This is a genomic window from Agrobacterium sp. 20P9.1.2, from assembly GCF_057799395.1.
Genome location: NZ_JBYOKI010000010.1, coordinates 110083 through 136582, shown reverse-complemented (window position 1 = coordinate 136582; position 26500 = coordinate 110083). Strand labels below are relative to the sequence as shown.

Genomic DNA, 26500 nt, shown 5'->3' with positions numbered 1-26500 from the left:
ATCTGATGGATCGATGTCTTCTTAGAGTCTTTTGTAAGAGCCTTTAGATCTTGAAGAAGACCACCGAGGTTTTGCTGTCCATGATTAGCGTCGGCTTGGGACGTCATCCAATGTCTCCCGGCCTTTCCGATGAAAGCGGTACAAATATCGCTGGCCGTTTCGCATAGAACAATTCACTGCTCGGCGGGGTATTGATGCCTTTGCAGAAGATTGGCTAGATGAGCTGTGTTCCGTACCAGCATTTCGACCATTGTTGTCACCGTCTTGGGTGTCTCTTCAAGATCGACAAAGTTTTTCGAGCCCATCGCCTCACCAACCCAATAGGCGATAGCATTCGCGGGTATTGTAAAACCAACGTCGTTCAAGGCTTGGAAAACTTCGGCAGATACATGATGAGCACCGTCCTCATTGCCAACGACAGCCACAGCTGCAACCTTCCCGTAAGAAACCATTCGGCCTTCATCGTCGGTTTCCTCTAAAAAGGCATCCATGCGCTCCAGCGCACGCTTCATCACGCTGCCAGGCTGCCCAAGCCATATAGGAGTTCCGACGATCAGGATGTCCGCGTTCAGGATCTTGGTCCTTATCGCTGGCCAAGCATCGCCCTCACCTTCATCAGACGTCACACCGGGTTTAATGTCATGATCGGCCAGCCAAACTGTTTCCGTCACTGCATCGAAAGACTTGAATTCCTTGGCTATCAGATCAAGCAAGCTGGCCGTCGATGATGTCTCTGACGATGACGATTTTTTGAGAGTGCCGTTAAGGGCAAGAACCTTCAGTGCCATATTTACCTCCGGATGGATGTTGGACATCCAGCAGCTCGATGAGGAGCATAAATGACACCCTATGCTGGATAACTGACATGACAACCCGCGAGTGTATGGTTAGTTCCCCGACCATCGATTCAAAGCTGCGTCTCAAGCGGCCAATCGTCGCTCTAGTGATCCGGCGGAGGCAGTGGCAAGTATCTACAGGCGCAAAAGTATAGCAAACAGGTCACAGCCCAATTTATCTCAATCACGCCTTCATTCGATGCTTCTGGAGCAGTTGCAAAAGTATGGTCGAGAATTGCTCGCTTTTGTGCCACCGATCTCGTCGTCGCGTAACCCTTACCAAGGTGCTCGCATTTAGAAGCAAGGAACCTTGTCGACACGCAACGGTTAGGAGGCCAGACGATATGGCTTAAAAGTCAAAAAACACCAGAGCATGGTTGCATGACTGAAAGACGTGGGGATCCTATGCACCTTCGGAATCGACGGACGACCACACAAGAACGAACGCGAACACCGTCATCAGGCCACCCAACAATGACCTTTGGTAGAAACCGCGGGATCATCCGGCAGCTTGGAGATAGTGCCCAGCCGCAACCAAGTTAAGATAAGACAATACTAATCATGCAGCTTCATAAAATTGACGGGCATGCGTTGTTGCTTTTCGATTAAAAATTCATGGAAAGGAAACTTTATTGGATACCATTCTCTTAGTTGGCTACCTTGCCTCTATGTGTTCAGTATCCAGTTTTGTGCCACAGGTCTATAAAGTCGCTAAAACGAACGATACTCGGGCGATTTCGACTGGAATGTATTGTCTCACAGTTATAGGCTTCGCACTTTGGACGGCGTTTGGGATCATGCGCACCGAGTGGCCTATTATCATCACGAATTCGATATGCTTCATCTTGTCGACGATCATTCTTGTGAAAAAGCTGAGGTCTTGAAAAATTGGTGGTAATCTTGAGCTATCGCTGAGATCAGCGGGTCCCCGAAGGACATCGCTACCCAATCCTCGTTCAGCCTATTAAAACCAGTGCAGATTCATCCTGTGAAGAACTCATCCACGCTAACTCGACATTTTGGAGTTTTTGAATACATATGTATTCTCAGCCGCGAATTCAGGGCTGAAAATTTCATTCAGCATATTCAGTACGCGTTGCACGCCAGGATTGGCGCAACTGTAGTAAATAGTTTGCGCGTCTCGGCGGGTAGTGACCAGTCCGTCGGATCGCAATTTCGCAAGATGTTGCGAGACGGCCGACTGGCTCATGTTTAATCTTGTTGATAACTCCCCTACCGAAATTTCCCTTTCGGAAAGCAGTGAAATCAACTCCAGTCGTACCGCATTAGATAGGTTGGATAACAACCGTGCTTTCGAGGCATGTGAATACATACCAGTCTCCTTGAAGGGACATACGCAGACATTAATCAAAATCAAAATTTTGGCAGAGCAAAACCCACGGATTACCGAAAGCAAATATCGGGTTTCATCAATCTGTCGCTGAACTTCTTTTTTGAGCCACAATGTTCGCGTCGTCAACCGTTCACAAAAAAGCGTCAATCACAAAGTTAGCAGGGTCCGCGATATTGAAGTCCGAAACAATAGGTATGGACTTGGCTGTACCAAGTATTACGCAGCTATTGACATTGTAAATTAGAGAAACGTAAAATTAGCATCAGACGAACCAAGCCGACAAAAAAGCACCAATTAGAAAATAGGTGGTATATGGAAATCAAGTAACCTATGCGTTTAGCCCGATATCAAACTCAGGCTCTAGCAGCCGATTTACCTGATGCTGGTTTTTTCACGTGGGACGTTCCAGAGAACGTCGTCTGCGCTGACAGTGCGCTGGCTAGCCTTTTCGGACTTGATCCGGTAGCGACTGAGAAAGGGTTGCCGATTGAAAACTACCTTGATCGAGTCCACCCGGAAGATCTCCCGCGACTGGCGAAAACGATCAGCGACAGCATCGTGGCTCACAGACCTCAGCAGGAAGTCTATCGTGTTCTTAATATTCATGAAAAGTACGTTACAGTATCATCATTCGGCCGCGGCTTTAGGGATAACGACGGTGAGCCTGTGCGCTATGTCGGCATAGTGATTCCAGCGGATGAGGGAATTGAAATACCGACATCCCGGGTAATCATGTGAACCCTCCTAACATTTCCATCTTGCACCCAATACGGTGCCGTAGCGGCGTTGGAGCCTATGCTCCCCCCCCGGTGCGCGTACAGGTCGTTTAGATTCATAGCCAAGTTGCTTCGCCTGCATAACGGCGTTGGGATCGAGCGCTCATTGTTGGAAACGACGTTGTGGAATTCGCCTTAATAGCGAAGGACACGACGCCGCCGAGAGACCGATGCTACGCAGCACCTAATCCCGAAAGGGAAAAATCCAAAGATCAAGTACGGACAAGAATAGCCAAGAATACCGGAAGCGCGACACCGAATTTCCTCTAGGCCGCATTTGCCAAAGATCATGAACAACATCCGTCCGAACATTTATAGCTCGGTTCAGCCCCTATGAAGCGGACCACACCCTAAAGTGCTTTGGCTAAACTCTCTTTATGAAGCAGTACCCGTAAATTACTGCGATTGTGCCACCGCCCACAATATTGCCAAGCGTAGCTGCGGAAATGTTGCTCACAATAGCCGATATAGTGAGCGTGGATATGCCGACCACACTTTGATCGATCAGATATGTGTAGGGCAGCAGATACATATTGGCCACCGAATGCTCGAAGCCTGCCGCGACGAAGACCGTGACGGGCAAGATGAGACCGACAAGCTTTTCAGTGACGCTGTTGCCCGCTAACGCGAACCACACGCCAAGACAGACGAGAATATTGCCAATGACACCGCTCGCAAACACGGTGACAAAGCTTTTTCCGGCTTTTGTCGTCGCGAGGTCGATGGCCGCTGCTCCCACCGCGCCTTCCCCGGCCTCGTGGAAGCGTGCGGCAAAGACGACCAACGCGAGCGCGAGCGAGCCGATGACGTTCGCGATATAGGCAACCAGCAGAGCGCGAATTGCGGTCTTTGGAGAGACCCTGCCGAACACTACCGGGCCAAGAAACAACGTATTGCCGGTAAATAGCTCGGCACCAGCGATGACCACGGCCGCAAGGCCCAGAGAGAAGACCAGCCCCGCAAGAATTTGGGCTGCTCCGAACGGCATAGCATCAGCGCCTGCCAGCGCTACCGTGGCAGCAATGCCACCCAATCCTATGTATAATCCTGCCAATACGCCCAGGACCGCGATGGTTTTGACCGGTTGTTCTGCCTTTGTGGCTAGCGCCTCGAAAATGGTTTCGGTCAATTCTGCAGGCTTTGGAAACAGGCTCATGCCGGAGTGATCCTGACAGGGATGGATTTGGCCGCAGGCGTCTTGCTCTCCTCATCATGCTGCCACAACGGAATGAGCGAATTGCATTCGGGGAAATAACCCGCGCAGCTGCCGGGGGGCAGATCGTAATCGATGAGTTGCATGCCCGATAGTATGCGCACGATCCCATCGTCCACGGCTGTCGTAATGCTCGCCAGCCCATCTTTCGCAATGCCCAACCGCACGCGATCGTCCGCATTGATCATCAGGATCATACGGGATTTGTGGATGCCGCGCAGCCGGTCGTCATAACCATAGACAGTGGTGTTGAACTGATCGTTGGAACGCAGGGTAATGAGGCTGAGTACATTGCGATCTTCGCCGGTAGAAAATCCGGAACAGAGGGCCTTCGGCCGCTTGAAGTTTGCCTTGCCTGTTTCCGTTTCCCATGTTCGGTGTCTGGCCGCCACGGGGCGGGGGAAGCCGCCGGGAATATCGAGCCGCTTGTTGAAGTCCTTGAATGGCTCAGGGAACGTCGCCTCTATGGCATCTCTGACTAGGCTATAATCACCAACCCATTCATCCCACGGAACCTTGGAATTGGGCGTCAGCGCGTGCTTTGCGATCTCGGCGACGATCTTGGGTTCTGACAGTAGGCTTTCGGCAGCGGGCTTGTATTTGCCGCGTGAGGCATGAATGCAGGTGGTGGAATCCTCGATGGTGACGATCTGCGGGCCGGTCGCCTGCTCGTCGATTTCCGTTCTCACCAGCGTTGGCAGAAGATATGTGGTTGCGGCGGCGATCAGATGGCTTCTGTTGAGCTTCGTTGCGATCTGTACGGAAAGATCAAGCCCGCGCCATTTCTCTTCCATCAAGGTCCGCTCGGGAATGGCACGCACGAAATTGCCACCAAGCCCGATGAAAGCTTTGATGCTGCCGTCGATGATGCCTTCGCAGGCCTCCACCGTGTTGACCCCATCCTTGCTTGGCGGCTGGAAGCCATATTGCTCTGCCAGAAGGTCCAGCGGCACCAGCTCGGTCTTTTCGGATATGCCGACCGTTCTTTGACCCTGCACATTGGAGTGTCCGCGCACTGGACAGATTCCGGCGCCGGGTCTGCCGATATTGCCGCGCATCAGCAGGAGATTAATCAGCATCTGTACGTTGCTAATGCCGTACCTGTGTTGCGTAAGACCCATGCCATAGATCGCAATAACGTTTCGAGCTTTTGAATACGTCTTCGCCGCAGCCTCGATGGAGGAATGGCTGAGGCCGGAGGTTGCAAGAATATCGGACCACGGCATGGCCCGAACATAGCGTTCAAATTCTTCTAGACCATGTGTATGTTCCTCGATAAACGCGACATCCAGCACACGCGGCCTACCATCGGCAACGGCCTCGTCATCCCAGTCGAGCAGACATTTGGCCATGCCGACCATGGCGGCAATATCGCCGCCTGCGCTGACCTGATAATATTGTGTGGCGATATCGGTTGGCTTGTTGGTCAGCATCTGGCCGGGACGCTGTGGATTGACGAATTCGCGCCAGCCGCGCTCTTTCAGAGGGTTGAACACGATAACCGGCGCACCGCGTTCCCGCACTTCCTGCAAGCTATGGAGAAGCCGCGGCGCATTGGTGCCAACATTCTGCCCGAACGACAGAATGCAATCCGTATGCTCGTAATCCTCCAACAGGATCGTGCCGACGGGCGTTCCGATGCTCTGAGGCAGAGCGACGGACGTCGTTTCATGGCACATATTGGAACTGTCGGGGAGATTGTTGTTTCCGTAGAGACGCGCCAGCAACTGGTACATATAGGATGTTTCAAGGGATGCACGACCTGATGCATAGAAGACGACAGACTCGGGATCATAGCCTTTTAGTTTAGCGCCAATATTCGCAAATGCTTCGGACCATGTCACTTCCTGATATTTGTCAGTTGCCGCATCATAGCGCATGGGATGCGTCAGACGGCCTTCGTTTTCCAGATCGTAATCGCCCCATTCAAGCAATTCCGTGACGGTGTGTTTGGAGAAAAACTCGGGCGTGGTACGCTTGGCGGTCAAATCCCAGAACGTGGCCTTGGCACCGTTTTCGCAAAATTCTGCCAAATGCGGCTTGCCTGGCTTTGCCCAGGCGCAGCTGGTACAGGCATAACCACCCTTTTTGTTGTGATCGGTCATCAGGCCGGGGGCCGTTCTTAAGGCCTTCTGCGTGACCGCGTTCTTGACCACGGATTTGATCGATCCCCAACCGCCTGTTGGCATTGTGTACGGCGCATAATGGACTTTTTTCACCGGTTCACCCCTGTCTTTGTCTGTCAATGTCGGACCATGGCGTGGCTGGGTGTTCCAACCCGCAACGACACGTCTTTTCACCACGTACGGCTAGATTTTCGCGAGCTTTTGAAAGGTGTCCGAGACCGCATGAAGCCGGTCATCCGGCACGGAGACACGCACCATCGTTGCGCCGCTTTTCAACTCTCGATCGATGGCTTCTGGATCGGCAAAGCCGTCGGACATGACGGCGCCAAGCGCACCTCCCGCTGCTCCACCTGTCGCGCCACCCGCAACAGCGCCTGTAACCGTGGCGACCACCCAGCCGGAAGCGACAAGCGGGCCAGCACCAGGAATGGCCACAACACCTAGCCCTGCCAGTGCTCCGCCTATACCACCGAGAATGCCACCCGCACCGGCAACTGCTTTTGCAGCCTGTGTCGGGTCAGGATGCGGCATAGGGTTTTCTTCGGAATCATAAGTGAATACAGAAATGTTTGCAGGATCGATGCCAATTTTTCTAAGAAATTCAACGGCCCGTTCCGCTCCACGGCTATGTTGGAATACACCCGTCACGTCCGGCATGGTCTCCTCCTAGGCTAATATCACTCACTGGCCAATGAGAAAACGCTTATAAGAGTTCCCTAAAAATCTACGTGGGGTTGTAACTAAAGGGTGATAGGAAATTTCTGGAACTGTTCGCGCGCTCATGCGTTGCGGATGAAGTAGCCAGAGCTGCGGGACCCATCTTTCAATCAGGAAACATTATATTGCCGAGCACGCTTGACCCCTATTGCGGCCCAGCTCCAACGCTCCAAAATGCACTTTACTCGTGGAACCTTGATCCTGTCCTAATTGCTTGTATGGCTTCTATTGCGTTGGCGTTTCATTACGTTGCACTGCGCCCCAAAGCATGGAAGACAGGCCTTTTCCTCCTCCTTTTGATCGCCGCATTCGTCTCGCCGCTCTGCGCCATCACAAGCGCCCTCTTCTCGGTGAGACTGGCCCACCATATTCTTCTCGGTTCGGTCTTGGCCCCCTTTGTTGTCCTGATCTGTTTCTCGGCAAAACCAAAACAATGGCTTATGAAAATTCCAGTGGAAGCAGTCTTCTTTGCGCACACTGCAATCTACTGGGTCTGGCATCTACCGTTTGGCTATGCCTTCGCCCTGTCCGGCACCTGGCAATATTGGCTGATGCAGATTGCGCTCATCGTCGCCTCTGCCCTGCTGTGGCGGGCTTTGATGTCGCGCAGCACGTCAGTGGTGGCCACCAGCAGCCTTGCACTTGGCACCATGGTGCAAATGGGCTTTCTCGGTGCCATCCTCACATTCGCGCCGAGCCCGCTTTTCGAAGCGCATTTCGCAACGACACAGGCCTTTGGCCTGACACCGCTTGAGGACCAGCAACTGGCCGGTGTGCTGATGTGGACGCTGGGCTTTGTGCCTTATGTCATCGTGGTGCTGTGGTGCATGCGCACGCGGCTGCTCTTTCCTCGCCCAGTAAAGCAGTGAGCGCGATGGTCTTCGTCAAATTCCTGCACATCATGGCCATTTCCGTTTGGGCAGCCGGGCTTGTCAGCTTGCCGGGCCTCTATGTGCAACGCACGCATATTGTGAAGGACAATGATCTATACCGGCTTCAGAAGATCGTCCGTTTCTCTTACGTGCGCGTTCTTTCGCCCGCAGCCTTCGTCGCAATTGCGACCGGCACCGGTCTCATTTTTCTGCAAAACCCTTTCAGTGCTTGGTTTTCCATGAAGCTTGCGCTCGTCGGCATCATGGTCGTCATCCACGTCATGACCGGCCTTGTCATTATCCGGCTTTTCAAGGATGGCGAAGTTTATCCGGTCTGGCGGTTTGTCTCCGTCACAATAGCAAGCGGTGTGGTGGTGGGCGGGATTTTCTTTCTGGTTCTGGCGCGCCCAGAAGCACCCTTTGCTCTGCCATCAGGATGGGCAGAGCCAGGCGCGCTCAAGCGGATCGTTTCGCAGATCAGTCCTTGGGAGATACCATGAGGCCGATGCCATGATCGAAGATCAATTTGCCACCATGCCATCCTGCCAGCCCGGTCAGAACGGATGCCAGAAGCGAGAGACCCAGCCCGTGCGGAAGAACCGCGATGCTTTCGGTGACGCGCCCGCCCCAATTGGCACCGGCAACGGCAATCAGGGACATGGCAGCGATTCCATGCGCCCAGCTGGCCACGCGTGCGCGAATGCCCGAGACCAGCAACAGTTCTGCAGTGCCGATCAATCCGGCCCCGATGCCGCTGAAGAAAGCACCACCCGACGCCCAGAGTGCCGCTCTTGTCCAGAAACTGTCGCCGCTCCACCAGAACATGACATCCGCGGCCAAAGTGGCAATCACCAGTGCGATGGGGAAATGCACTGTCATTGCGTGAAGGGGATGACCAGCCACCGCAACCGCGGAGTTGGTGGTCTTTTCTTCCACTTTCGAAATCACCGGGTTCTGCCTGTCAGTGTCTGGCATCCATCGTCTCCTGTTTGGCTATCAACACCGCGATCCGTTATCCGGTTCCGATCGCTCATCCTGTTAGGGATCGCAAGCGCCATGCTCACCGGCTGTCAGGGGGAGTTGTCAACACTTGATCCTGCCGGGCCATCAACGGCAGCTTTTGCAAAACTCTGGTGGGCGATGCTGGCAGGTTCGGCCATCATCTTCGCGCTCGTCATGGTTTTGCTCGTTACCGTCCTGATGGCGCGGGGGCGTTTGAAGTCCATCGATCCCAAGCGCTGGATCGTGCTGGGCGGCATCATCATGCCCATTCCCATCCTCGTCGCCTTGTTGGGCTATGCCTTCTATCAGGGTGAGAGAATGTTTGGCGCGAACACACCGGATCCGGCGGTCACGATTTCGGCAACATCGCGGATGTGGAGCTGGGAGTTCGCCTATGAGATTGACGGCAGGCGGGTGGTCTCCCGCGACCTTCTGCACGTTCCTGTCGGTCTGCCAGTGAAAATCGATACGACCAGCGTCGATGTCATCCATAGTTTCTGGGTGCCACGGCTTGGCGGCAAGATTGATTCCATTCCCGGTCAGGTCAACACGATCACTCTGCTCGCGGATATCGAAGGCACATTCGGCGGTATCTGTTCGGAATATTGCGGGGAAGGCCATGCGGGCATGAATTTCCGTGTCCAGGCCCATAACGAAACCGACTTTGAAAATGCATTGAGGAATTTAGCCCCGTGATGGACCGATCCATACCCACGCAGAAGCTGTCTCCAATCGTCTTGCACAGGCAGCTTGATGCGATCTGGACTGCCGGTTCGGGCATCAAGCGATTTGCCGCGGTCAATCACAACGTCATCGGAAAACGTTTCATGGTGACGGCGCTGGTGTTTTTTGCAATTGGCGGATTTCTGGGCATGCTGATCCGCACGCAGCTGGCCACGGCCTCAAACGGGTTCATGGACGCGGCGCAATATGCGCAGGTCTTCACCATGCACGGGACAATCATGATGTTCCTGTTTGCCATCCCGTTTTTCGAAGGTCTGTCGATGTATCTTCTGCCAAAGATGCTCGGCGCGCGGGATCTGGCCTTTCCCAGATTATCCGCCTACGGTTACTGGTGTTATCTCTTCGGCGGCTCGATGCTGATCTTCGCCCTCGTCACGGGTATTGCCCCGGATGGCGGTTGGTTCATGTATACGCCGCTCTCGTCGTCCAAACACAGCCCCGGTATCAATGCGGATATCTGGTTGCTGGGCATCACCTTCGTGGAGATTTCCGCAATCAGTGCCGCCATCGAAATCGTGGTCACGATCATTCGCATGCGTGCACCGGGAATGTCACTGGTGCGAATGCCGATCTTTGCATGGTACATGCTCGTGGTCGGCGGCATGATGCTCGTCGGATTTCCGCCCCTCATCCTCGGCTCGATCCTGCTGGAAGCCGAACGCGCCTTCGACCTGCCGTTCTTCGATCCCGACCGCGGCGGCGATCCGCTTTTGTGGCAGCATCTGTTCTGGCTGTTCGGACACCCGGAGGTCTACATCATCTTTCTGCCGGCCGCAGGCGCGCTGTCCACCCTCATCCCGGTGCTAGCGAGAACGACGCTGACCGGCTACGAAATCATAATTGCGGCGCTGATGTCCATGGCCTTTCTCTCTTTCGGCCTGTGGGTGCATCATATGTACACGGTCGGCATTCCCCATGTCGCCCTGTCGTTTTTCTCGGCCGCCAGCGCTCTGGTTGCCATCCCAACATCGATCCAGATTTTCGCCTGGCTAGCGACGCTTGCCCAAGGACGCCCACAACTGAACGTGCCGATGCTGCATATCATCGGCTTCTTCGTCGTCTTCGTTATGGGCGGCCTGACCGGGGTGATGCTGGCCATGGTGCCGTTCGACCAGCAAGCGCACGACACGCATTTCGTGGTGGCGCATCTGCATTACGTGCTGGTGGGCGGCTTTCTTTTCCCCATGCTTGCAGGCCTTTATTACTGGATACCCCACATCAGCGGTCGCCAGCCCGTGCAGCATCTGTCGCATGCAGCCTTCTGGATGATCTTCGTCGGCTTTAACCTGACGTTCTTCATGATGCATCTGACCGGTCTGCTTGGCATGCCGCGCAGAATCTTTGCCTATCCCGAGGGTTCGCCGTGGGAGTGGCTCAACCTGCTCTCGTCCTTCGGGAGCTTCATCATGGCCATGGGCTTCATGCTCGTTGCACTCGATATACTGCTAATCTTCATCTTCGGAAAGCCGTTCCGGCGCAATCCCTGGAAAGCGGGAACGCTGGAATGGGCCATGCCGACACCGCCCCCATCCTACAGCTTCGCGTCGATCCCCCGAATTTCTGAACGGGCCGACAATCTACCGATCGACAAGCTTGGGGCGGAGTTGGCCGCAGGCAAGGGTTATCTGGGCTTTTCACGCAATGGCTGGATGGAAACACTTGGTGTCGATGCCATTTCGGGCGAACCCAATCACATCATCCTTCTGCCAAGACCAACCTATCTACCCCTGTTCACGGCAATCACGACCGGTGGGGTTTTTGTGTCCCTGTTGCTGAAGCTCTATCCGGTCGCGGTGATTTTCGGGATGGTTACGCTTGGCCTGTTCTTGTTCTGGACCCGCAACCCGGATGCCAAGACGGATCGTGGCCTTCTCGACGCCTCCAGCGATTGCCGTCTTCCCTTGCATTTCGAAAGTCGTGAGGCGCCGACAATTCTAGCAATGCGTTTGGTGCTCGTTGCCAATGCCACGCTGTTTGCATCGCTTTTGTTCGGCGGCCTTTTCCTTTGGGTTTCCAATCTTGGTCCGAGGCCAATGACTGATGTTGTTTCCACCGCAGGTGCGGCATGGATCATACCCATCGCTATCTTTGCGGGATGTGCGGGCGCGGCGTCCGGCATCAAAAAAGTGCTGTATCACCCAATGCTTCTCGCGTCGCTCATAGTGTATGCCGTGGCAGCGACGCTGTTGCTGATGGAATTACACGAGCGCTCCGCCATCGCAACGTCTTCAGCCCTCAACGCCGTCGAATTCGCAGTCTCCTGCTACCTCTTCCTACACCTTGGCCTCGGTCTGGTTTTTGCCGGTTTTGGCCTGTGGCGCACGGGCGAATATGTTTCTGACGCGCGGCAGAATGATCTGCGGATTGGTTCTCTCTGGCACATCTACTGTCTTGGCGTCGTCCTGATCGCGTGGCTGTATCCCTTTCTCCTCACAACGCTCACGCCAGGAGGATAAGCCATGCGATATCGCCTGCTCATCCTCATTCTCGGACCATTCATATTGTGGAGCGTCTATTTCATCATGATCTATGGCGTTCAGGCTGTGGGATGCAGGGCGAACTGGGATACGGCTTTTCTCGGCGGCATTCCGGTGCTCAGACTGATACTTGTTGCAATCCTGGCGGCGTCGGCCATTCTGTCGGTGGCGATGTATATGCTGGCCGGACGAGTAGAGACGGATCATGTGGTGATCACGGCGATTGGACGCTATTGCGCAGCAGCGGCCCTCTTCTCGACCGTAATCGTATTTCCAGGCATTTTATGGCTGGAGTTGTGTTGATAGCCGTGCTTGGCACGAATCAAGTGCCCGCTGCCGTTAAGCAGCAGGCACCCGTATTTAGACCTTAGCCGTGGGGTTTGATCACCACTTTGACGCAACCGTCTGTCTTGTCGCGGAACGTCTTGTAGGCTTCCGGTCCCTCTTCAAGCCCAATGCGATGGGTAATCAGGAAGGACGGATCGATTTTACCATCGACAATCAATTGCATGAGCGGTTCCAGATAGCGCTGGACATGCGTTTGCCCTGTTTTCAAGGTCAACCCCTTACCCACCAAGGCGCCGAGCGGTGCAGGAACCGCCGGGCCTATGAACACGCCCGGGAGAGAAACGGTGCCGCCGGGCCTACAAGCAAGGATCGCCTGGCTTAGAGCATAGGGCCGTTCCATGGAGGTCAGCTTTGTCTGAAGGGTTTCCATGACCCCACCGGCACCGTGACTTTCCATGCCGACCGCTTCGATGACGGCATCAGGCCCTTGACCATTCGTCATATCGAGTATGCGCTCTTGCAGACCTTCGTCGGAATAATCGAGCGTTTCCGCACCAGATTGCCGTGCGAGTGCGAGGCGCTCAGGGATTGTATCTATCGCAATCACCCGCTCCGCTCCCAGAAGGAAAGCCGATTTGATAGCAAACAGCCCAACAGGACCACAACCGAACACGGCCACTGTCTGGCCCTGCTTGATGTCGCAATTCTCGGCAGCCATGTAGCCGGTCGGAAAGATGTCGCTCAGGAAAAGTACCTGCTCGTCACTGAGGCCTTCCGGCACCACGATTGGTCCCACGTCAGCATAAGGTACACGAAGATACTCGGCCTGACCGCCTGGGAAACGTCCATATGTTTCGGAATAGCCAAACAATCCCGCCGTTGGGTATCCGATCTGCTTTGCCTGCTCGGCACCGTATGGGTTGGACCGTTCACACAGCGAAAAAAGGTTCCACTTGCACATGCGGCAATCTCCGCAGGAGATGGTGAAGGGCACAACGACCCGGTCTCCAACCTTCAGCTTGGAATTACCACGACCGACTTCGACGACTTCGCCCATGGTCTCATGGCCCATGACGTCGCCAGCATGCATTCCCGGAACGAAACCGCCATAGAGGTGGAGATCCGAGCCGCAGATCGCACAACTTGTCACCTTGATGATTGCGTCACGATCATCCTGGATGATGGGGTCGTCCACCTGTTCACAGCGGATGTCTCCGCTTCCGTGCCACGTTAAAGCTTTCACGTTCACTCCTCCGATTTTTTAGATGATGGGCGGTGGGAATGGCGGCCAGAACGCCGCCCTTCGTGCGCCAGCGTCGTAGGCTTGCCCGGCGTCTTAGCCGGACTTACCAAGCGATCGATCAGTGTGCAGCAACCAGTTTGATCACATGCATTTTGTGCATTTCGAGCTTTGGAAGAGTTTTTGCAGCAAACTCCTTTACCGCAGCATCATCACCGCCCTTTGCATAGGTGGCAAAAAGCGTAACGGCCTCCATATGCGCTGTGGTCTGCATCTCGATATAGAGTGGCTGGAACTCTTCCTCGGATGCGCCCTTCAAAATTTCGAGCATTCCAGCATGTTTCGGCGAAAGCTTGGGCGCTTCATCACCCAGCTTGGCTGCCTTTTTCAGTTCTTCCGCAGCCATCGTATGATCGGCGATCATTTGTTTTGCGAATTCCTTGACGTCGGCATCCTTGGCCTTTTGCTCGGCCAGCTTGCTGGACTCGATTTCGAAGGCGTTGGAGCTGGTCACGACCCTGACGAACGACGTCTTGTCCATGTTCATCGCAGGGGCGGCAGTATCGGCGTTTGCGGGCATGGCGGCTGTTGCCATTGACGCGCAGGAAGACGCTAAGGCAATGGCGACGAGGGTCGAGGTGAAAAGAGTCTTCATGGTCATTAATCCTTACTTGGCTTTGGCAAAGGCGGCGTTGAGATCGGCGACAGCAAGATCGACCGCCTGCTTGGCTTCAGGAACCACTTTGCCCATCCCGAAGAATTCATGCGTCACGCCATTATAGGTCTTGGTATTCACCGCCACCCCGGCATCCTTCAGCTTGGATGCATATGTTTCACCGTCGGAGCGAAGAGGGTCGATCTGTGCAAGGATTACGGTTGCAGGGGCAACGCCTGCCAGATCAGACCGGCCGTTGAGATTGATCCGTGGGTCCTTCGTGTCATCGATGGAGGAAACCGTGTTCTTCACGAACCATTCCATATCAGCCTTGCCAAGCGGCTTGGCGTTGGCATTCTCCTTGTAGGACGGTGTGTCCATATCGTTACCGGCAACAGGATAGACGAGTAGCTGGTGAACCGGCTGTTTGGTCTTCATTTCCTTGGCCATGAGAGCAACATTGGCCGCAAGATTGCCGCCCGCGCTTTCGCCAGCGACAGCAATTTTATCCGAGTTGCCGTTCAGTTCGTGGATATTCTCCACGACCCACTTATAGGCCGTCCATGCGTCTTCATGAGCCGCAGGAAACTTGTGTTCTGGCGCATGGCGATATTCGACGGAAACGACGATTGCGTTAGCTCCCATAGCCAGTGCACGCGGTGCGCTGTCATAGACATTGATGTCTGCAACGACCCAGCCACCGCCGTGATAATAGACGACGACAGGGAACGGTCCATTTCCGCCCGGAATGTAAACACGTGCAGCAAGACCGCCATCTTTCGAAGGGATTGCGATGTCTTTTGTCGTTATTTGCGCCTCTGGATTTGAAGACAAGCGCTTGTCCCATTGGACGGCGTGCGCTGCATCTGCCGGGCTTGCCTGCGTACGGGCTTCCGGTACGGCCAATGCTGAAAAGGGCTTTGCATCAAGCGCGCCCAGCTTGTCCAGAACGGCCTGCATCTCGATGGTCGGCTTGGCCATCTCCTGGGCCATAGACGGCATTACCGTCGCGAGCGGGAGGATCAAGGCAAGGGCTGCGGCACCATAGTAACGTGGTCGGTTATTCATTCGCTATTCTCCCGTTTCGTTGGTCCTGAAACCGGGGCGCGACGCATAAGTTCCTACAATACATGAAGATAAATTATTTTGGCTTACGATGAAAATTGCCGACTGAAGATAGACAGGTCGCATATTCTCAACTCATAGATTTCTATTTGAGACCTCTTGTCGACATTAGCTTTAACAAGCCATAGCTTTGCCAAGGAAGCTGCATCTCGCAACCAGTTGTTTTCGCTGCCCAAGCGAAGACAGAAGGCCGTGCGCCTCGCCCAAAGTGAGGGCCGGATCATGATCTAAACGAGAACCGTCGCAATCAACTTTTCGTAGACTTGCTTTCAGAAGTTTCCTTCCGCTTTGGCCGAAAATGGACCAGCAGCGATTTAAGCTCTACCGCGCGCACCCGCCGCGCAGCCTCGTCGGGGGCTTCAAGCGCCGCCGCTTCATGCGGTTTCTTTTTCTTCATCGGCCAGCCTTTCGGAATAATCCAGCGACCGGTTTGGCGCGAGGTAATCACCAATATCTCGATGTCATCTTCGTCGGGAACGCGCCGGAAGCAGAGCGCGGCATATTGCTGGCGAAAATCAGCACGCTTCAGATGCTCGGGCATGGCTGCGAGCTGAACAAGCAATCCGCGGGACGCGGATGGGATGGCGTGCTTTTCTTTCTTTCCTAATTTTACAGCCATCCGAGCGCGACTTTCATCCTTCCATCAATCAATCTCAGTGGGCACTATCACTTGGAGCCATTGCCTCAAGCGATCCAGTGGCTCCAGGCAGCTCCGACTACCACCCCCGTCGCCACAAGAGCGGTCGTCGAGAGGAAACCACGTCCTAATCCCGGGGCAACAACCGAGTGCGGTGGCTCCAACCCGTTGTCAGTCGGTTCGGCAGGCCTCGGGAGATGAGCCCTGTAGAGGCAGTCTCCTCAAGCATCTTGCCGGGCACACTGATCGAGACCTGCGTGATAGTTTCCTCGTCAAATTTCACTGAAAAAGCGACTTCGTCAGCCTCCCTGATTTGGCGGAGCGTCTTTTCTGCGGCAGAGAGCTCATCTTTCCCCTCAACCAGCGAGGTCTGGGTCACGAGGAAAAATGGCATGTAAAGTCCTCAAATTTTTATTGCCGCTATGATCGCAGCTTGTTTTCGTGAATCACGAACTTCCCATACACTCAGATTGTGTGGCAAGCGAAATCATCCGCAAGATTAGGGGTTTGGCATCTGTGCATTGTGATCAAGGTCTGGCTTTTCTCGTCTAGCTTAGCAATGCTCAACGCATACGGACCCATCGCACGCAGATGTGGCATATTGCACCTTTATTTGTGTGATCCCATCACTCCGCATTCAGGTCGGAGGCACCGACTCGTTGTGTGTCAAGCATCGTGAGCGTCTTTGCCTTGAAAGGATTCAAACTGTCACCGGCCAAATCTCAGCTCTTCCAAATCAGATACGCCTCTGATTTTAAAGATTAAGTGACTTCATTCCGCCGCCGCCTTCTCATCTGCCTTCCGGCTTTCCCATTCCTGTGGCGTCAGCGTCTTGATGTCGAACTGATCGCGAGTGCGAGTATAAGTATGCCCACCCATGCGGCCGACGGCATCCATGAGCTGCTGGTCGATGTGCAGATTGGACGCGTTGACTGCGTCGCTGCGGACGAAGACGCCAACGACTTCGCCGAGGATGATTTCGCGGGCCGGGCCGACCTGCAGGGTCGTGTGGCGGCGGCATTCCAAAGCCGCTGGAGCTGCCAGAATACGGGGGCTGCATACCATCTCGCCGGGAACGGTCGCAAGGCCCGCTTCTTCCATCTCGTCTACGTCAGGGCCAAACTTGATGGCGCAGACTTCCATCTGGTCTACCAGCGCATTGTCGCAGATGTGGACAGTGAATTCGCCGGTCTCTCTGATATTGCGTGCAGTGTCCTTGAAGCGCATGTCCGAATAGTTCTCGACGCCGATTGCGACGATGGCTGGATCATGGGTCAGGACATTGAAGAAGCTGAACGGGCCGGCGTTGGGTGTCCCGTCCTTGCTGACCGTCGTCACCAGTGCAATAGGGCGCGGGATGACGGTGCCTATGAGTATTTTGTAGCGTTCCCGTTCGCTGAGTTTTGCGAAATCGAAATGGGTGTGTTCGGTCATATCAGGCCTCGGCAGCGATACGGTGGGTTTCAAGCGGGGTGTGGCGGGAAAGGTTTTCGAACCCGTCCTTGGTGACGACATACATATCACCGACATTACAGCCTGCCGACAACGGCTCAAGCCATTGCGTGTGCAGAACGAACACCATGCCCTCTTCCATCCGGTCGTAATTGTGGGATGAGATGTTGAAGCTGTTCTGGCCTCCCGCCATGCCGACCGAGTGACCCAAATTGGGGTTATGCGGGCCATGGGTAGCCGGGTAAACATGCATGAGAGTGCGGCCCTGCGCCTCCCAATCGATGTTCTTGACATATTGGCGCGGGATCAGCCGCGCGCTGCCATCATCCATTGGAGCCCAGTTGTAAGGCATGGTGCGGGCTTCGGGTGAGGAAAGCATGCTGCGCTCGATCATTGGCTCGAAGGCCGCGTTGTTAACGTCGCGCATCAGCGCACCGGGCCGGATCAGCTTTTCGGCACGTTTGACGCCCTCGGTGCAGGCCGCCAGCACCTCTTCCTGCCGTTTGGTGATATCACTAACCGCGATCATGCGCGCCGTCTGGGCGGTGTAACCGCGATAGGTGATGTTGGAGACGTAAAGATTGATGAGATCGCCCGGACGTACGACATGGCCATATGGCTTGCCGCAATGGGTGCCGAACTCGTTGATGCCGATCTGATAGCCATCACCGGTCTCGCCGCCAAAGGAGAGCTGTGCCTGCGTGAAGGCGGCATAGATTTCGTGGTCGGTGATACCAGGTTTGGCGACATGATAGGCCGCCTGCGTGGCGATGCTGACAAGTTGGGCTGCCGCTCGAAACATTTCGATTTCGCGCGGCGAGCGCACTTTCTGCATGCGGTCGAGAATGGCATTGTCAGAAACGAATTTGCTTTTCGGCATTAACTCATAGAGTGCCGCCCATAAGGTGAGTGATGTGCGATCACCGATGCGGCCGATCTGCGCCTTCGCCAAGCCCATGCCAGCCAGCAGTTCTGCGCATTTCTCAGCGGTCTTGATCACGCTGTCGCCCGGACGGTCCGCATATTCGCGACCTATCGGGCCGATCTGCCAGATGTCTTCCACCAGCACAGGCTCGCCACCCGGCGGCAGAAGCACGGATTGGGTGAAGAAGGACAGGAGCACCATCGGCTTGTCGGAATCCGTCGGGATGATCAGGACGCCCTCGCGCATCCAGTCGCAGATGTAGCGCAGATAGGCGTTCGAAGTATGGAACCAGCCGACGCCACCGGTGTGGACGATCAGCGCATCATGGCCAGCTTCGACAGCCTGGCGACGGATGCGGCGTAGGCGGTCTTCAAACTCATCGACGGGCAAAGGCAGCGGTGCGACAAAGTCGAAATCCGGCTGGAAATCGGCCAGCAGCGATCCGATGCGGTAGTCGCCTGCCTTGGTGGCGTGTCTATTCATTGGGTATTCCTTCCAGAGTATTTTTATTGGTCAGCTTGCCGTGCCGGCGCCAATACGCGCCTCGCTACCAGCATCACGATGAGTGTGAGTCCGATCAGAATTCCCGACATTGCCGCGACGCGGACATCGAGCGATTCTTCGATCAGTGCGAACATGCGAAGCGGCAGCACGGTCGTCTGCGCATCAGCCAGGAAGAGCGACACAGAGACGTTGTCGAGCGACTGGATGAACACCAGAAAGGCCCCCGCAAGAATGCCGGGTGCCAGCAGCGGCAGGATCACGCGTCTCAGCGTCGTATACCAAGTTGCGCCCATGACGGTGGAGGCTTCCGCCAGCGACGGGTTGATGCCCTGCGCTACAACCGAGGCCGCCCGGTACATAAGCGGCCCGAAGACGACGATATGGCCAATGACGGTCAACCAGAGCGACGGCTGGAAGCCGACGAAATTCGCCACGATCAGCGCCGCCAGACCGTAAACAAGGCTTGGCAGCACGAGTGGGGCGAGCAGAAACGGCTCCAGCGCGTTGACCGCGCGGCGTCTCATCCGCGCCATGCCGATTGTAGCAGGCACCGCAAACAGCAGCGATCCCAGCACCGCAAGACCTGCGATTTTCAGCGAATTACCGGCTGCGATATGTTCTGTCCCTGAACGCACAGGATCGATCAGCGCCTCATACCACCGCAGGGAGAACCCCTCCGGCGGATATTTGAGTGTCTGGCCAGAGGTGAACGACATGGTGATGGCAATCACGATCGGTGCCACGAGATAGATCAGACTGAGACTGCCGAAACCGAAGACAAACGCTTTGTAGAGGAACGTCGGGATCGGGTTTTCACGATGATTATGCATGGCCGACAAGCCTCCGGTGACGGGAAATCATGGTCATGGCGACGAGAAGAATGCCGGTTGACAAAAGCAGGATGACGGCGATGGCCGAGGCCATAGGCCAATCGAACAGTGTGCCGACCTCGCGATAAATCAATTGCGGCACATAGACATTGCGCGCACCGCCGATGACGGCTTGGGTGACGAAGGACGCACTGGTGCTGGCAAAGACAAGAATCCAGCCCGCCAGCAAACCGGGTAGCATCATCGGCAGGAGAACCGTGACCAGGATACGCCATGGTCCCGCGCCGGACACCTGCGCGGCCTCGGTGAATTGCACCGGCGTTCGCGACAGGATGGCGATCAGCGGCAAGATGATCAGGGGCAAGTCGATCTGGCACATGGCCATGACGAGACCTAACTCGGTGGAGAGCAGTGTGAACGGCCGCTCCGCAAGTCCAAGCGCCACGAAGGCCTCGCTGATCGGTCCCTGTCGTCCAAGAATGACGATCCAGGCGAAGGTTCTCACCACATTGCTAGTCAGCATAGGAACAAGCGTCAGGAAGATGATGATCTGCCGCGCAGTCTTGCTACTGTGCCAATAGAGCAGCGCAATGGGAATGCCGAGCAAGGTGGTGCTGGCGATGGTCTGGAGACCGAGTATGGCGGTGTTAACCAGCACACGGTAATTGAATGCATCGCCAAGAAAGCGCGCATAATTGTGCAGCGACACGCCGTCAGGGCCGATGAAGCTGAACCCGACAAGAACGGCGAGCGGCGTCGCAAAAAACGCCACCGACAGCAAAAGCATCGGGATAACGTATGGGAAACCGCTCGCTTTCATGTGCTTACCTCAACCGGCGACGAGAGCGTCGAACTGGCGGATCCATTCCGCACGGTTCTTGTTGATTGCAGCCCAGTCCGGATAGACCAGCGATGCCAGTTGTTCGCGCTTCACATAGGCCTCGATGCCTGGCGTGAGTTCCACTTCCTTGTTCGTCGGGAACATCTCCGTCGGTGGCATTTTGAGCTTGTCCTGCGCTGCCTTGGAGATGGCCGCATCCATATAGGCATAGGCCGCATCCGGGTTTTTCGCACCCTTGGTCAGATGGATGTTGACGGGCGCCGCTGGCGAACCCGTTTCCGGTTGGACGAATTCGGCCTTCAAGCCCATGGACTTGAGACGCGCAACATTGCCGGTCGAGCACATGAAGACGGCGATCTCGCCCTGCTGGAACAGCGTCATCTGGTTATTGGTGCTGGCGACGACGCCCTTGATGTGTTCGGGATGGTCCTTGAACAGCTTGAACACGGCGTCCATATCTGTCGGGCCTTTGCCGAATATCTTGGCGATTTCGGTATAGGCCATGACGCCGGTGTTGGAGGCGAAACCGGTCCAGGAAACGAGGCCCTTGTAGACAGGATTTTCGAACAGGTCCCGGTATCCCTTCGGCGCTGGCACCAGATCCGGGTTGTAGGCGATGCCATTGACTTCGACCGTAACCGTCGGGCCGTATTCGCCCTGGAATGCAGGATCGAGCATGCTCCAGTTCTTGAGCTTGGAAGGGTCGATCTTCTGGATCAGGTCATTCTCGATGGCGACGGCCATCTGGCCGGGAGACATCAGCAATGTATCGTAAGGCGGGTTGCCGGGGCTGGCCATGACCTTGGCGAGCTGGTCCTGCGCCATCGCGGGCGCGACCGTCAGATCGAAACCGGCTTCTTTGACGAGTGGCGTCAGTACCGTGCGATAGCCGTCTTCCCAGTTGCCCGGAAAGGTCGCGGCAATTGCGGTGCCGCCGGCAGCACGGGCTGCAAAGGGGGCGGTGACGGCTACTGCCGCACCGGCAGCAAGCAATCCGAAATGACGTCGTGTGATGTTAAAGTCCTGCATCTGTTCACCTCTGTTGTTGTTGTTCATTCACTGGATGCTTCCGGTTCGCTCGGAAAGGCGTGACACCTGGTGGTGTCAATCTCGGCAAAGAGCTGCGCTCCCGGCTCGGGAATGAAGGTGGAAGGTCCGCGTACCTGCGAAGCGCGCAGGCCCGTTTCGTCCTCAAGAAGAAGATCATGGACGAGCGTTGGCCCAAGGGGCACGGACACTGTCAGCCGTGCTGGCAGTGCAAATTCACTTGGGTTCGTTGAAAGACGGACGTCTTCGGGGCGGAAGGTGATGGTGACCTTGGAGCCAACCGTAAAATTCAGGCGGCGCGGCAGAACGAGTGTTCTGCCATTCGTGAGCGCAATGGTCGTCGCCTCCGCATCCAACCCTTGCACCGTGCCATGCAGGAGATTGGCCTGACCGATGAAGGTGTTGACGAAAAGCGTCTTCGGCCGGTCATAGACGGCCATCGGCGTGTCGATCTGCTCGACATTACCCTTGTTCATCAGCACCAGACGTCCGGCAAGGCTCTGCGCCTCTTCCTGGTCATGGGTGACGATCAGCGTCGTGATGCCGAGGGTTTTCTGGAGATGCAGGAGTTCGACCTGCAGATCGAAGCGAAGCGCCCGGTCGAGCGCACCGAAGGGTTCGTCAAGCAGGAGGAGCGAGGGCCGTCCGGCAATGGCACGGGCAACCGCCACGCGCTGCTGCTGGCCGCCGGAGAGTTCACGTGGCAAGCGGTTTCCAAAACTGTTCAACTGCACGAGCGAGAGCATTTCCTCCACCCGCTCCCTGCGCTGCGTCCGCGGTACTCGCTGGCAGGCCAGTGGATAGGCGATGTTCTCTGCCACCGTCAGATGCGGAAACAGGGCGTAATTCTGGAACACCATGCCGATGCCGCGGGAGCGCGCAGAAACATGGGCGAGGTCCTGGCCACCGAGCTGGATGACACCGCTCTTCGGCTGGATCAAACCAGCAATCGCCCGCAGCACCGTGGACTTGCCGCAGCCGCTGGGCCCCAGAAGCGCAACAATCTCACCAGCCGCGACCTCGAACGAGATATCGCTGATCGCATTCTGCCCGCCATAGCTATGGGTCAGGCCACGAACGCTGAGCTGCTTACCATCGCCTGCCTTCGAGCCCTCTGCCATTGATATCCCTTTGGGTTGCCTGCCGCCGTCAAAGTTTTCTGCGCCCGATGTTACGAAGCGAAGATGGGATCGATCAGCGATTTGGGTTTCTGTGTTGGTCATGCCAAGGGATTTGCAAGCTGTGTGCCAGTTTGCGATTTTTAACGGAAAGCCATTATCAACATACTGATTAAAAATGCTTATTTTTGTTTTCTATTTTTGCGAATATTAATAATAATATTAAACCGGATTTATTTTCGGATTTAAAAAATGTGCACTTCCTATCGATACCGCTTATTCAATAAGCAGTATTTCAGTGCAAAAACTGAAAAAATTGCCGTTGATTGATCGAAAGTAGTTGGCAGATCATGGCCGCCGCCATTTGAAAAATTAGCGGAATACGCTGCGAAAGCAGAAACTTAGGCTGTAGAGCGCGCAACCTGCGGCATGAAGATCGTTAGGAGGGATTTTTTAATCAGTATATTTACGAATTTTTATGCGAATATCTGTGCGAAATATTTCTTTGACTCAAGAACTAGAAAATAGGTCTTTAAAAACAATGCGCTTAATATTCATCCATCAAGCTGGCATGCAGATTGCTTCGTACTTCCCGTAAATTCAAACCGATAAAAATCAAAAAGGGGATCGCATGCGCAGCTTCAAGACAAATCTCAAGAATGGCCTGACGGGTATCGCTCTCGTATTGCTGGCCACCTCCGCACATGCAGCAGAGGGCAACGCCATCAAAATGGTGCCCGATGCCGTTGTCGCTAAACTGCCGGGCGTCGTGTTCGACAAGGCGCTGGCGGACCGCCTTCCACCTGCGATCAAGGACAAGAAAGTGCTCAGGGTGGCAACCGATCTGACGCCTCCCATCAGCTTTCAGGCGGAAGACGGCAAACTGATCGGGATCGATGCAGATATCGCCGCAGCACTTGGCGTCATTCTCGGCATCGATGTTCAGATGACAAATGTCGGTGCAGGTGCAGCAATCGTACCCGCTGTCCTCTCCAAGCGTTTCGACATGACCATTTCCGGCATCAATGACGATGTGGAGCTGGAAAAGCAGGTCGATGTCATCGACTACATGTTTGATGCCACGACAATCATGACCATCAAGGGCAATCCGCTCGGCATTAAGAGCATGGAAGACCTCTGCGGCAAGAAGGTTGCCGTGCCGGTGGGTACATTTCAGGCGCGCATGGTGGAAGCGGCATCGGCGAAATGCGCGACACCCATGAACATCATGTCGATCCCGAAAATGCCTGACGTCTTGCAGGCCGTACGCACCGGCCGCGCTGACGCAACCGTCAACGGTTATGCCACGAGCGTCTATACAACCGAAAACCAGACCGGCAAGGGCGTCGGACTTCAAGCACTCCCAGATGTCCGTCTCGCCGTCGGCTATCTCGGTATGCTGGTATCGAAGGACAATCCGGACCTGCGCGATACGGTCATCGCCTCGCTTCAGCATATGGTCGATACCGGCGCCTATAAGGCCATCATGGAGAAATGGGGTCTTGGCCCACTGGCTGTGACGACCGTCAAATTCAACGACGCCGCCAGCATGCCGGTGAATTAAGCCATGTCTCTTTTTGCTCAACCCATCAGCATGGCCATCGCCCCACCGCTCGGCAAGCCGATACGGTGGGGGCAGATCACATCAGGCACCAGCGCGATCCTCGCGCTGGCTCTCTTCATCCTCACCATCGCACGCAACCAGACTGTCCAATGGGGCGAAATCCCACGTTACATGGTCGACCCGGTTATCCTCGACGGCGTCATTCTGACGTTGCAACTGACGGCCGGCGCAATGGTGTTCGGCATCGCTTTCGGCTGCATCGTCGCCGTCATGGCCACAAGCCAGAATATCGCTCTGAAAGCGATGGCTGTCGCCTTCGTGTGGTGTTTTCGCGGCGTACCGCTCATCGTCCAGATTTTCTTCTGGTTCAACATCGCACTGTTCATTCCGCAAGTGGGCATTGGTGCCTATTCGATATCGATCAACGAACTCGTCACCCCTGCCCTTGCAGGCTTTCTGGCACTTGGCCTGCATGAAGCCGCCAATATGAGTGAAATCATCCGTGGTGGATTGACCGCCGTGGATCGTGGCCAGCGCGAGGCCGCCTCGTCACTGGGTTTGCGACCGCTCCAGACCCTCCGAACCGTGATTCTCCCACAGGCCGTCCGCCTCATTGTTCCTCCGACTGGCAACCAGGCCATCGGCATGCTGAAGGCAAGCGCCATCGTTTCCGTCATCGGTATGCAGGACCTACTGACCCAGGCGCAGGCCATCTATGCGCGCAACTTCCTTGTCATCGAGCTGCTGTGTGTCGCCTCGCTCTGGTACCTCCTCATCACGTCAATCGCATCCGTCGGCCAGCATTTTCTGGAGAAGCGCCTCGCACCGAAAGGCCGTGACGCCGGTGCACAGAAAGACAACACACGTCGCGCCTGACGCGACGCCAACTCAACCATCAATCAAACGGAAATGCCGTTGCAGCAAATCCGACCAGGAAACATCGAGGAGCAGATCATGAAATTAGGCATCGACGGACAGAAACTGCCCGAAGCGAAAAAACGCGGACCACTCAAAAGCCTCGAACACGTCAAGGAAATCGGTCTCGGCGGCATCTTCTTCAGCACGATCCTCGACATGAGCGAAACATTGGACAAGGGCGAACTCGCTGATATCAGAGCCAAGGCCGACGAACTTGGCCTTTATCTCGAAGCGGGCGTTGGCAAGATCAACCCCTATTGCAGCGCCGAGGCCCCGGAGTTCCGCGCGATCGGCGGCGGCGATGTCATCCTCGGTTTCACCCGCATGATCGAAGCGAGTGCGGCCATCGGCTGCTGCGAACTCTGGGTGTCGCCCGGCAACTTCAAATCGGAATATCGCGGACGGCTGGCCAATGACCGCTTCCGCACCGATGTGACATGGGACGAGCAGTTGCTGGGCATCGAAAAGGTGCTGCTGAAGCTCGCACCCGTGGCGCGCGCAAACGGTGTCCATCTCAACATGGAAACCCATGACGAGATCACCTCGTTTGAAATCCTCCGGCTCATCGAAAGGGTTGGCGAGGATTGCATTGGTGTCGTCTTCGACACGGCAAACGGCCTGCAGCGCGCCGAGCACCCGGTTTTTGCTGCAAAACGCGTCGCCCCATATGTGCGCCAGAGCCATATCAAGGATGCCTATGTTGGTCGCGCCACGGGTGGCCTCGATTTCCAGACCCGCCCGGTTGGTCGCGGCATCGTCGATTTCGCCACGATCATCCCCATTCTTGCCAAAGCGAATCCCGACCTGAACCTCTCCCTTGAGGTTGCGGCCTCTGTCGAGGACAAGCCACGCAAGGCCAATCCCCGCCAATGCATCGAGATCTACGACCCCATCTGGCGTGCAGGCCATCCCGACCTGACGCCGGAGGAACTGGAAGCCTATCTCGGATTGGTGGACGCATTTGAAAAACGTGTGGCAGCCGGAGAAATCCCGAACTGGGAGACCTATGAGGCAAGCCAGTACGGCTATCCGACCTATGAACACCAGTCCTATGGCTTCAACGAAGCGGTGACCTTCATCAAGGATTCTGCGCGTCACATTGAAGAGATTTGCCAGGCGAATGGAATTCCACTTTCGACGCCATCCAGGAAGCAGCACGCAGCCTAGGACTCGCGTATTCCATCGAACACGTGTGTTGCCAACTTTAAAAACCAAGGGACGAACCAAATTTTTAGGATC

26 protein-coding genes are annotated in these 26500 nt (G+C 55.4%); 10 read left to right on the top strand and 16 right to left on the bottom strand.

Going from position 1 to position 26500, the window contains the following annotated elements; translation table 11 throughout:
- Positions 1–173: 173 nt before the first annotated feature.
- Positions 174–788: a flavodoxin family protein gene (locus AC27VJ_RS21870; RefSeq protein ID WP_488685804.1), complete on the bottom strand. Its 615-nt coding sequence runs from the start codon at positions 786–788 to the stop codon at positions 174–176.
- 680 nt (positions 789–1468) lie between these two features.
- Between AC27VJ_RS21870 and AC27VJ_RS21865 the strand changes: the two genes are divergently transcribed.
- Entirely contained in the window at positions 1469–1720 is a 252-nt protein-coding gene (locus AC27VJ_RS21865) for a SemiSWEET family sugar transporter (protein WP_488685803.1), read from the top strand.
- A gap of 122 nt (positions 1721–1842) precedes the next feature.
- On the opposite strand, the gene AC27VJ_RS21860 is transcribed toward AC27VJ_RS21865, so the two are convergent.
- Positions 1843–2169, bottom strand: a complete 327-nt coding sequence (locus AC27VJ_RS21860) for an ArsR/SmtB family transcription factor (protein WP_488685802.1) — start codon at positions 2167–2169, stop codon at positions 1843–1845.
- A gap of 351 nt (positions 2170–2520) precedes the next feature.
- Between AC27VJ_RS21860 and AC27VJ_RS21855 the strand changes: the two genes are divergently transcribed.
- Positions 2521–2928 (top strand): PAS domain-containing protein, encoded by a 408-nt coding sequence (locus AC27VJ_RS21855; protein WP_488685801.1) that lies wholly within the window; start codon positions 2521–2523, stop codon positions 2926–2928.
- A 402-nt stretch (positions 2929–3330) separates the two neighbouring features.
- Here AC27VJ_RS21855 and AC27VJ_RS21850 read toward each other — a convergent pair whose 3' ends face one another.
- The 3 genes from AC27VJ_RS21850 to AC27VJ_RS21840 all read right to left on the bottom strand — a co-directional run bounded on the left by AC27VJ_RS21850 (position 3331) and on the right by AC27VJ_RS21840 (position 6836).
- A complete protein-coding gene (locus AC27VJ_RS21850) occupies positions 3331–4122 on the bottom strand; it encodes a formate/nitrite transporter family protein (RefSeq protein ID WP_488685800.1) in 792 nt (263 codons plus the stop codon).
- On the bottom strand, positions 4119–6368 hold the full coding sequence (locus tag AC27VJ_RS21845) for an FdhF/YdeP family oxidoreductase (RefSeq protein ID WP_488685808.1): 2250 nt from the start codon (positions 6366–6368) through the stop codon (positions 4119–4121). Before AC27VJ_RS21845 ends, AC27VJ_RS21850 begins: the two co-directional genes overlap by 4 nt.
- A gap of 120 nt (positions 6369–6488) precedes the next feature.
- Positions 6489–6836 carry a hypothetical protein gene (locus AC27VJ_RS21840; protein WP_488685799.1) on the bottom strand — a complete coding sequence of 116 codons (348 nt, stop codon included), beginning with the start codon at positions 6834–6836 and terminating at the stop codon, positions 6489–6491.
- Positions 6837–7240: 404 nt separating this feature from the next.
- Here AC27VJ_RS21840 and AC27VJ_RS21835 point away from each other — a divergent pair, with 404 nt between their 5' ends.
- On the top strand, positions 7241–7891 hold the full coding sequence (locus tag AC27VJ_RS21835; protein WP_488685798.1) for a cytochrome c oxidase assembly protein: 651 nt from the start codon (positions 7241–7243) through the stop codon (positions 7889–7891).
- A gap of 5 nt (positions 7892–7896) precedes the next feature.
- On the top strand, positions 7897–8394 hold the full coding sequence (locus tag AC27VJ_RS21830; RefSeq protein ID WP_488685797.1) for a CopD family protein: 498 nt from the start codon (positions 7897–7899) through the stop codon (positions 8392–8394).
- Here AC27VJ_RS21830 and AC27VJ_RS21825 read toward each other — a convergent pair.
- Positions 8372–8869 (bottom strand): DUF2231 domain-containing protein, encoded by a 498-nt coding sequence (locus AC27VJ_RS21825; protein WP_488685796.1) that lies wholly within the window; start codon positions 8867–8869, stop codon positions 8372–8374. The genes AC27VJ_RS21830 and AC27VJ_RS21825 overlap by 23 nt on opposite strands.
- 81 nt (positions 8870–8950) lie before the next feature.
- On the opposite strand from AC27VJ_RS21825, the gene coxB reads away from it, so the two are divergent.
- From coxB to AC27VJ_RS21810, 3 genes are read left to right on the top strand one after another with little or no spacing between them, the layout of a single operon-like run.
- Entirely contained in the window at positions 8951–9592 is a 642-nt protein-coding gene (gene coxB, locus AC27VJ_RS21820; RefSeq protein ID WP_488685795.1) for a cytochrome c oxidase subunit II, read from the top strand.
- Positions 9592–12096, top strand: a complete 2505-nt coding sequence (gene ctaD, locus AC27VJ_RS21815) for a cytochrome c oxidase subunit I (protein ID WP_488685807.1) — start codon at positions 9592–9594, stop codon at positions 12094–12096. Before coxB ends, ctaD begins: the two co-directional genes overlap by 1 nt.
- Positions 12097–12099: 3 nt before the next feature.
- A complete protein-coding gene (locus tag AC27VJ_RS21810; RefSeq protein ID WP_488685794.1) occupies positions 12100–12420 on the top strand; it encodes a hypothetical protein in 321 nt (106 codons plus the stop codon).
- 64 nt (positions 12421–12484) lie between these two features.
- Here AC27VJ_RS21810 and AC27VJ_RS21805 read toward each other — a convergent pair whose 3' ends face one another.
- From AC27VJ_RS21805 to AC27VJ_RS21760, 10 genes are all read right to left on the bottom strand, one after another.
- On the bottom strand, positions 12485–13648 hold the full coding sequence (locus AC27VJ_RS21805) for a zinc-dependent alcohol dehydrogenase (protein WP_488685793.1): 1164 nt from the start codon (positions 13646–13648) through the stop codon (positions 12485–12487).
- A gap of 118 nt (positions 13649–13766) precedes the next feature.
- On the bottom strand, positions 13767–14300 hold the full coding sequence (locus tag AC27VJ_RS21800) for a DUF4142 domain-containing protein (RefSeq protein ID WP_488685792.1): 534 nt from the start codon (positions 14298–14300) through the stop codon (positions 13767–13769).
- A gap of 12 nt (positions 14301–14312) precedes the next feature.
- A complete protein-coding gene (locus tag AC27VJ_RS21795; protein WP_488685791.1) occupies positions 14313–15368 on the bottom strand; it encodes an alpha/beta hydrolase in 1056 nt (351 codons plus the stop codon).
- A 304-nt stretch (positions 15369–15672) separates the two neighbouring features.
- Positions 15673–15966 (bottom strand): NUDIX hydrolase, encoded by a 294-nt coding sequence (locus tag AC27VJ_RS21790; protein ID WP_488685790.1) that lies wholly within the window; start codon positions 15964–15966, stop codon positions 15673–15675.
- An 867-nt stretch (positions 15967–16833) separates the two neighbouring features.
- Complete coding sequence (locus AC27VJ_RS21785; protein ID WP_488685789.1) at positions 16834–17496, bottom strand: flavin reductase family protein; 663 nt, start codon at positions 17494–17496, stop codon at positions 16834–16836.
- A 1-nt stretch (position 17497) separates the two neighbouring features.
- On the bottom strand, positions 17498–18922 hold the full coding sequence (locus AC27VJ_RS21780) for a Xaa-Pro peptidase family protein (protein ID WP_488685788.1): 1425 nt from the start codon (positions 18920–18922) through the stop codon (positions 17498–17500).
- A gap of 23 nt (positions 18923–18945) precedes the next feature.
- Positions 18946–19773 carry an ABC transporter permease gene (locus AC27VJ_RS21775; RefSeq protein WP_488685786.1) on the bottom strand — a complete coding sequence of 276 codons (828 nt, stop codon included), beginning with the start codon at positions 19771–19773 and terminating at the stop codon, positions 18946–18948.
- Positions 19766–20593 carry an ABC transporter permease gene (locus AC27VJ_RS21770; protein ID WP_077107383.1) on the bottom strand — a complete coding sequence of 276 codons (828 nt, stop codon included), beginning with the start codon at positions 20591–20593 and terminating at the stop codon, positions 19766–19768. Before AC27VJ_RS21770 ends, AC27VJ_RS21775 begins: the two co-directional genes overlap by 8 nt.
- A gap of 9 nt (positions 20594–20602) precedes the next feature.
- Entirely contained in the window at positions 20603–21643 is a 1041-nt protein-coding gene (locus tag AC27VJ_RS21765; protein ID WP_077122107.1) for an extracellular solute-binding protein, read from the bottom strand.
- Between the two features lie 23 nt (positions 21644–21666).
- A complete protein-coding gene (locus AC27VJ_RS21760) occupies positions 21667–22782 on the bottom strand; it encodes an ABC transporter ATP-binding protein (RefSeq protein ID WP_488685785.1) in 1116 nt (371 codons plus the stop codon).
- Between the two features lie 628 nt (positions 22783–23410).
- Between AC27VJ_RS21760 and AC27VJ_RS21755 the strand changes: the two genes are divergently transcribed.
- From AC27VJ_RS21755 to AC27VJ_RS21745, 3 genes are all read left to right on the top strand, one after another.
- On the top strand, positions 23411–24343 hold the full coding sequence (locus AC27VJ_RS21755; protein WP_488685784.1) for an ABC transporter substrate-binding protein: 933 nt from the start codon (positions 23411–23413) through the stop codon (positions 24341–24343).
- A gap of 3 nt (positions 24344–24346) precedes the next feature.
- Complete coding sequence (locus tag AC27VJ_RS21750) at positions 24347–25219, top strand: amino acid ABC transporter permease (RefSeq protein WP_488685783.1); 873 nt, start codon at positions 24347–24349, stop codon at positions 25217–25219.
- 78 nt (positions 25220–25297) lie between these two features.
- The gene (locus AC27VJ_RS21745) at positions 25298–26428 is read left to right on the top strand and encodes a sugar phosphate isomerase/epimerase family protein (protein WP_488685782.1); all 1131 of its coding nucleotides are present in this window, start codon (positions 25298–25300) and stop codon (positions 26426–26428) included.
- Positions 26429–26500: the final 72 nt, after the last annotated feature.